This window comes from Pontibacter sp. HJ8 (genome assembly GCF_054824225.1).
In genome coordinates this window covers 1-7,599 of the sequence record NZ_JSYF01000141.1, presented here as the reverse complement: position 1 = coordinate 7,599, position 7,599 = coordinate 1, and the positions used below count along the sequence as shown (strand labels likewise).

At 52.9% G+C, this 7,599-nt stretch carries 7 protein-coding genes; 3 read left to right on the top strand and 4 right to left on the bottom strand.

The features are described 5' to 3' along the window. Window positions 1-57: 57 nt before the first annotated feature. Window positions 58-744 (bottom strand): deoxyribonuclease V, encoded by a 687-nt coding sequence (gene nfi, locus OB13_RS07630; RefSeq protein WP_461489564.1) that lies wholly within the window; start codon window positions 742-744, stop codon window positions 58-60. A gap of 110 nt (window positions 745-854) precedes the next feature. Next, complete coding sequence (locus OB13_RS07625) at window positions 855-1,625, bottom strand: hypothetical protein (RefSeq protein WP_461489563.1); 771 nt, start codon at window positions 1,623-1,625, stop codon at window positions 855-857. Between the two features lie 77 nt (window positions 1,626-1,702). Between OB13_RS07625 and OB13_RS07620 the strand changes: the two genes are divergently transcribed. Then, window positions 1,703-2,386: a dienelactone hydrolase family protein gene (locus OB13_RS07620; RefSeq protein WP_461489562.1), complete on the top strand. Its 684-nt coding sequence runs from the start codon at window positions 1,703-1,705 to the stop codon at window positions 2,384-2,386. A 137-nt stretch (window positions 2,387-2,523) separates the two neighbouring features. After that, window positions 2,524-3,153, top strand: a complete 630-nt coding sequence (locus tag OB13_RS07615) for a phosphoribosyltransferase (protein ID WP_461489561.1) — start codon at window positions 2,524-2,526, stop codon at window positions 3,151-3,153. A gap of 22 nt (window positions 3,154-3,175) precedes the next feature. Here OB13_RS07615 and OB13_RS07610 read toward each other — a convergent pair whose 3' ends face one another. Beyond that, window positions 3,176-4,516 carry an SGNH/GDSL hydrolase family protein gene (locus tag OB13_RS07610; protein WP_461489560.1) on the bottom strand — a complete coding sequence of 447 codons (1,341 nt, stop codon included), beginning with the start codon at window positions 4,514-4,516 and terminating at the stop codon, window positions 3,176-3,178. Between the two features lie 533 nt (window positions 4,517-5,049). Between OB13_RS07610 and OB13_RS07605 the strand changes: the two genes are divergently transcribed. After that, complete coding sequence (locus tag OB13_RS07605; protein ID WP_461489559.1) at window positions 5,050-7,275, top strand: NADP-dependent isocitrate dehydrogenase; 2,226 nt, start codon at window positions 5,050-5,052, stop codon at window positions 7,273-7,275. A 123-nt stretch (window positions 7,276-7,398) separates the two neighbouring features. Here OB13_RS07605 and OB13_RS07600 read toward each other — a convergent pair. Next, window positions 7,399-7,599 (bottom strand): DUF559 domain-containing protein (locus tag OB13_RS07600; RefSeq protein WP_461489558.1); only part of this gene is annotated, 201 nt, incomplete at its 5' end.

The window sequence follows — 7,599 nt, the reverse complement described above, 5'->3', positions numbered from 1 at the left end:
TGACTTCGGTGATGGCTTCTAGAAAAGCAGGCAACTAGCGTGCTTCGTGTTCCCGGATCATTTTACCTCAGTTTTGAACACGGCCGCATAATGGTCGGCCAGGCGGGTAGGCTCGGGCAGTTTATGTTTGAGAGCACAAGCCATGGCAATTTCTGTGGCTGAGGGCAGGTCCATCAAGTGTCCGGGCGAGACAAACACAGGCTTCACATTATCTTTGGTGCGCAGTACGTTGGCAATGATCTCATCTTTATAAATCAGCGGGGCGATTGCCCCTTTTGTGCTTTCGGGCTCCTTATACTTTCCTACCAGCACTTTCTTGGCGATGCCCATAGTGGGTTTGTTCAGGTGCAGGCCAACATGCGTGGCTATACCTAAGCGGCGGGGGTGCGATATACCGTGCCCGTCCACCATGATCAGGTCGGGCTTTTGTTGCAGCTTTTCGTAGGCTTTGAGCATGTTGGGTGCCTCCCGGAAGGCCAGGAAGCCCGGTATGTAGGGCAGTTCCACAGGGCCGTGATGCCATACCTTCTCCAGCACTGCCAGTTCCGGGTAGGAGAGCAGCACAAATACAGACAGAATTGTGTCTTCGCCTATAAAAGACGAGTCGCAGCCGGCAATCAGTTTCAGCTCGAAGTCCGGCTTTTGCAGGATGATGCGCTGCTGCATTTCTTCCTGTTGCCGTGTCAGTTCCTTCAGAATAGCAGGATCGGGTGCCGGATAGTCGAATCGTCTGTAGTAAGCCATGGTTTTTAATTACGAATTAAGAATTACGAATTACGAATGAAAGTGTCTGGAAGCAGGAGGTGCGATTGTTGCTGATTCACTCAATCACTCATTCGCTCATTCAAAATTAATTAAGCACTGCAGGGATAAATAAGTTTGGCGAAGAGCAGCCGCCATTGCCCGTTGACGAAGCCGAAGTGAAACTCGAAGGAAGTAGCTGTATGCAGAACGGATTTCTGTACAAGCGGCAGCATGTCTTTTATCTGCGCGATCTGGGCATCCGACAGGCTGGCGTAGTTCCAGTAGCCGCTTTTCTGAAACTTATCGGGTTGCCACACAAAGCAGCCGTCCTTGCTATACCCGGATTTTCCTGCGTCATAATTCATCTCAGCGCAATCAAAAGCGGGCCATACCTCTTCCTGAAGATCACATGATTTCACCTCCTCCTGCACCGTGAAGAAAGAGCGGTCCTGGTACTCCCGCTTGAACTGGCGGATATCGGTCACATGCGTCATCTTGGGCATAGCCCCGGGCTGCTCAATGAACCATACCCCGTAATCCGGCTGAATGAACTCGTTTAGGGTCAAGGTATCAGATGCCTGGAGGGCTTTGAGAAAGAGCGCAAAAGCGGTCTGAAAGTGCATGGTATCCAGGCCGGGTGTGTTGCCCCTGCGCAGGTGCTCCTCCTGTACCTGTTCCAGACTCTCGGGCTCCTCCGACTGCAGGGCAGCCTGGTTTTTCTCGTCCTGACCGCAGGAAGTCAGCATGGTAAAGAAGACCAGGTAAGTCAGAAAAATAATGGGATGACGGTGCATAGAGTGGAAGCTTGTGTATAGCTCGTGTACGGGCAGGGAGGCAATAAGATTGGCGGCTTTGGGTTGCAGCAGGTATACCACAATCATTCAACCATTGTCAGGTCAGGTCGTAAATCAAAGTACTAAGAGACAGGATGATAGACCCGGATGAAAAACAGATGACTATGGCAAATTTTTTATTCAAAGACAGTGTGCAGCTCGCTTTGCAACGCGTTCAGCTGACAGGAGACCTGGCCATACCGGAAGGGGCAAAGGGGTTGGTTGTTTTTTCGCACGGCAGCGGCAGTAGCCGGTTGAGCTCCCGCAACCGCTTTGTGGCCGAGCATCTACAGCGCTCGGGTTTTGCCACACTTTTGTTTGACCTGCTCACGCAGGAAGAAGATCAGCGACAGGAAAGCCGTTTTGACATACAACTGCTGACCACCCGACTGATCGAGGCGGTGAACTGGATACAGCATAACCCGGCCACCCGGGACCTGCGTATCGGCTTCTTCGGGGCCAGTACCGGAGCTGCCTCCGCGTTAAGTGCTGCGGCAGCGCTGGGCGGCGACATCATCGATGCCGTGGTGAGCAGGGGCGGCAGGCCCGACCTGGCAGGCGCTGTGCTGGCGGATGTGCAGACGCCCACGCTGCTCATCGTGGGAGGGCTGGACGAGCAGGTGCTGGCCCTGAACATACAGGCACAGGAACAAATGCAGTGCATCAAGGACCTGGAATTGGTGCCCGACGCGACACACTTGTTTGAGGAACCGGGCGCATTGGAGATGGCGGCCCAACTGGCTACAGACTGGTTCCGGAAATACCTTGGCCCGGGCAAACAACACCCCTTGCACCAGGACAGGCCTTAGTTCTTAATTTTGAATGAGTGAGTTTGCAATTTAGAATACTTGAAGTTTGAAGGAGGCAGCTATACCTAGGGAGGCCTGACTTTGCTTGACAGCAGCGAACTTTTGATTCGCTCATTCACTCATTCTCAAAAACAACCATGGAAAATATACGAAACAGGGAAGAAGCTGCGCTGATGCTGGCAGACCGGCTGGAGAAATACCAGGGCCAGAAAGGCGTGGTGCTGGCTATACCCCGGGGTGGGGTGCCGGTGGCGGCTCCTATTGCCAGGCGCTTGGGTATGCCGCTGGAGGTGACGGTTTCCAAAAAGATCGGTCATCCGGCCAACCCCGAATATGCGATAGGGGCTGTGAGCCTGGAGGCTGTGGCGGTGGATGAACGTATCAATGTGCCGCAGGAGTACATCAAAGCGGAGGTAGAGCGGATTCAGGAAAGTTTGCGCAAAAAGCACAGGCTCTTCATGGGCAACCGGCAGCCGGTCAACCTCAAAGACCGAGTGGTGATCATTGTGGATGATGGCATTGCGACGGGCAAGACGCTGCTGTCCACGATTAACCTGGTCAAGAAGCAGCAACCCAGCAAAATAGTGGTGGCCGTGCCGGTGGCTCCTTATGCCGCCATTGAGCAGTTCAGCGCGATAGTAGATGAAGTCGTTTGCCTGCTGGTGCCCCCTTACTTTCAGGCAGTGGGGCAGTTTTACCAGGAATTTACACAGGTGAGCGATGAAGAAGTAATCGGGCTGCTGCAGGAGCAGGAGTCCGGGGAGTAAAACATCATCCCTTCTAGCTCGTCTAAAGGTCCACCATCAGGTGGCGCAGGTATACGCGATCGCCTGTGGCGGCCCGCACCATATACAGGCGGGCGTTTTGGAGGTCCCCGGGGTGTAGCAGTTCTGAGTAATTCCCCTGCCCATCAGCTTCTGCCTCAAATGCCTTGACCAGCTTGCCTTCCAGGGTATAGATCCCGATAGTAAACTTTTCCTGCGGCTGCAGGGCGCTCATTTTCAGGGTAACAGGGTCGCCCTGTGTCTGGGTAGGGTATAGCTGCATCGATACTGTTTCGTCCTGGGTATAGGTCACGGCTACTACGGCAGAATAGCTTTGCTCATCGCTGAAGTCCACCTGCCGCAGGCGGTAATAGCTGGTGCCTGCAAGGGCTGCCGTATCTTCGAAGGTATAGGTTTGTTTGAGAGATGTCGTGCCGGCTCCTTTTACCTGACCAATCGCATTGAAGTTAGCTCCGTCTTGGCTGCGCTGCACTTCAAAATAGTGGTTGTCCTCTTCGGATGCCGTCGTCCAGGAAAGCTGTATGCCGCTTTCAGTGGCTATACCTTGAAAGCTGTGCAGCTCTACGGGCAGGGGGACGATGATTTCGGATGCGATGGCTTCAAACCAATTCTGCGCCATTTTTTCCTCGCCGCTGGCGTTGGGATGTATGCCATCCCAGGTGTCGGCACCGGGTGTGGGGTCAAAGTTTGCGGGTTGCTCTACCACCAGTACCGGCGACTGCGCTGTGTTTAGTTTGTTGGCTAAGGCGGGAATCTGCGCATTAAAAGCATACAGCCTGTCAACGGTAGGTTGTCCTACCTTCTCCCGCCAGACAGGTATAAGCTTCGCCAGCAGGATGGTTACGCCCGGGTTCTTTTTGCGGATCTCACGCACGATGTCTTCGAGCTCTTTTATAGTCTGATCCACTGGCTGTTCCTGCATCACATCATTAGAACCTGCATGCAGCAGCACCATATCCGGGGTATAGCCCTCCAGCCAATCGCTCAGTTTGCCCTTGTTGCGTTCCGTGTTGTGCCCTCGCAGCAGCTGATCTGCGCGCCAGCCCCAATGCCCTTCATTCAGGTTCGTATATTTTTTGCCCTTGTAATCCGGCAGGTTGGGGATGCCTCCGCTGTTTACGTTGTGGGATCCTACGTATTCAAAATCTATTTCCGCGTCGATCAGCTTTTTCCAGAGCGGGTACCTGTAGCTCGGATGCTCTGTATTGCCCTGGGTGATCGAGTTGCCAAGTGTCATGATCTTGAGCGGCGCTGCCTGCAGAACGGGTGCAAAAATGGAGAAGATGAGCAGCAGGAGAAAGGCTTTGTAGAGGTACCGGCGGGAGAAGCGTAAGGATAGAATCATATGCAAAAAGCTAAGTCTGGAGATAGCTAATAAGAACGTGCGCATCGGGTTACGGTTGCTCCTGCTCCTCAATAATGCAAGGAAACAGCCGAAAACCAGGTGCAATTTTATCTCTCCGCACCAGGCTTGTCAGGACTGCTGAAGCCCGATTTGGCAGGCTATAGTCGGCCTGAAGAGTGAACTCAATTTTGCCATACCGGCTGGGACAAGGGCTTTGATACGCAGGGATCGATGCAAGCTGCAGGCGACGAACTTTATCAAACACCGCAGTAGCGGCTACTTTGTTATAAATTTTCGATGTGCCCTATATAGCAACCCCGGACAGGTATAAACCCCGTGCACGTACACTGCACCATGCGTCGGATGGAAGCGAGCGTTCGGGTATACAGGTATAGCAGTAAAGGTGGCGCCCGGGTTCGCCCATACCAAAAAGACTCTTATATTTGCTATTCAGATTTAAATGTAGAATTAGTCCTTATAACCTGTATCTCCCCGTAGTATGGGGAAGGTATAGCCTTAAACGAAAGATCAATATGACAAAAACAGCTAAAATTGTTTACACCATAACCGATGAGGCGCCAGCGCTGGCAACCCGTTCTTTTTTGCCGATCGTGCAAACCTTCACGAAGGCAGCCGACATTGAAGTAGAAACAAGAGACATCTCGCTTGCAGGCCGTATTTTGTCTGCCTTCCCCGAGAACCTGGCAGAAGGCCAGAAGCAGAACGATGACCTGGCCTACCTGGGAGACCTGGCGAAAACGCCGGAAGCCAACATTATCAAACTGCCCAACATCAGCGCTTCTATTCCGCAGTTGGTAGAGGCAATCAAAGAATTGCAGTCGCAGGGCTACAACATCCCGGATTACCCGGCCGACCCGAAAAACGATGCCGAGAAAGATGCGAAAGCACGTTATGCCAAGATTTTGGGTAGTGCCGTAAACCCGGTGCTGCGCGAAGGAAACTCAGATCGCCGTGTGGCTGATGCCGTAAAGCAGTACGCCAAAAAGCACCCACACTCCATGGGCAAGTGGTCATCTGACTCTAAAACACACGTGGCCCACATGACGGGCGGCGACTTCTACGGCAGCGAGCAGTCGGTGGTAGCGGACAAAGCGACCGATGTACGCATCGAGTTTGTTGGTGCCAATGGCGAGACCAAAGTACTGAAAGACAAAGTAGCCTTGAAAGCCGGCGAAGTGATGGACTCTTCAGTGATGAGCCGTAATGCGCTACGTTCTTTCCTGGAGAAGGAAATCGCGGAGGCAAAAGAGCAAAGCATCCTGCTGTCGCTGCACCTCAAAGCGACAATGATGAAAGTGTCTGATCCTATTATGTTCGGCCACGCGGTGACCGTGTTCTTCAAAGATACTTTCGCCAAGCACGCGGCCACATTCAAAGAGATTGGCGTTGACCCGAACAACGGTATGGGCGACGTGTATGCTAAAATCCAAAACCTACCATCCGAGAAGCGTGCTGAGATCGAAGCTGACCTGAAAGCGGAGATGGGCCAGCGTCCGGAACTGGCGATGGTAAACTCCGACAAAGGCATCACCAACCTGCACGTGCCAAGCGACGTGATCATCGACGCCTCTATGCCGGCGGCTATCCGTTCTTCCGGCCAGATGTGGGGTCCGGATGGCAAACTGCACGACACTAAAGCGATCATTCCGGACCGCTCTTACGCGCAGATCTACCAGGAAGTGATCCAGTTCTGCAAAGAGAACGGCGCTTTCGACCCAACCACGATGGGTACGGTGCCAAACATCGGCCTGATGGCGCAGAAAGCCGAGGAGTATGGCTCCCACGACAAGACATTCGAGATCACTGAGGCTGGCGTGGTACGCGTAGTTGATGCAAGCGGCAATACGCTGATGGAGCAGAAAGTCGAAGAAGGTGATATCTTCAGAGCTTGCCAGACAAAAGACCTTCCGATCCAGGACTGGGTGAAATTGGCCGTGACCAGAGCCCGCATCACGAACACGCCGGCTATCTTCTGGCTTGATCCACAGCGTGCCCACGACGCGAACCTGATCCAAAAAGTAGAGAAGTACCTGCAGGACCACGACACCAGCGGTCTGGAGATCAAGATCATGTCGCCGGTAGAAGCCATGCGCTATACCTGCGAGCGCGCAAAAACGGGTAAAGACACGATCTCGGTAACCGGCAACGTGCTGCGTGACTACCTGACCGACCTTTTCCCGATCATCGAACTGGGTACCAGTGCCAAGATGCTTTCGATCGTTCCGTTGCTGGATGGTGGCGGTTTGTTCGAAACGGGTGCCGGTGGATCTGCACCGAAGCACGTGGAGCAGTTCGTAGAAGAGAACTACCTGCGTTGGGATTCGCTGGGCGAGTTCCTGGCACTGGCGGTATCGCTGGAGGACCTGGCTTACAAGACCAAGAACGAGAAGGCAGAAGTTCTGGCAGAAACACTGAATCAGGCCAATGCGGAGTTCCTGGAGAAAGACAAGTCGCCTTCGCGCAAAGTAGGCGGCATCGACAACCGCGGCAGCCACTTCTACCTGGCGCTCTACTGGGCACAGGCGCTGGCTGAGCAGTCCAAAAACCAGGAGCTGAAAGACCGATTCACGAAACTGGCCCAGGAATTGACGGACAACGAGCAGAAGATCGTAGACGAGCAGATTGCTGCGCAAGGCAAGACGGTTGACCTGGGCGGCTACTACCACCCCGATAATGAGAAGGTAGACAAAGCCATGCGCCCAAGCGAAACGCTGAACCGTATTCTGGCTGGTTTCTAATCAGAAGCAAAGTATAAATAGGAAAGGCTGCCTGAGTAATCGGGCAGCCTTTTTTGTAAGTGACTGTGGATGAATAATGCTTCAGAAGGAAAATTCTCCCCTTGAGGGGAGTTAGAGGGGTGTTTACTCTCTGGAGGAAATCTCCTGGATGTGAAATATCAACTCATTCAGTACAAAACCAATATTTTTCTTTACATCCAGGTCATCGAATCGAACAAAGTGAATCTTAAACGTTTCCAGCTCTTTTTGCCGCAAACTATCATAGATTATCTTGTGATCATGACTATCTCCATCAATTTCAATAGCCAGTCGTAGCTCGTGGCA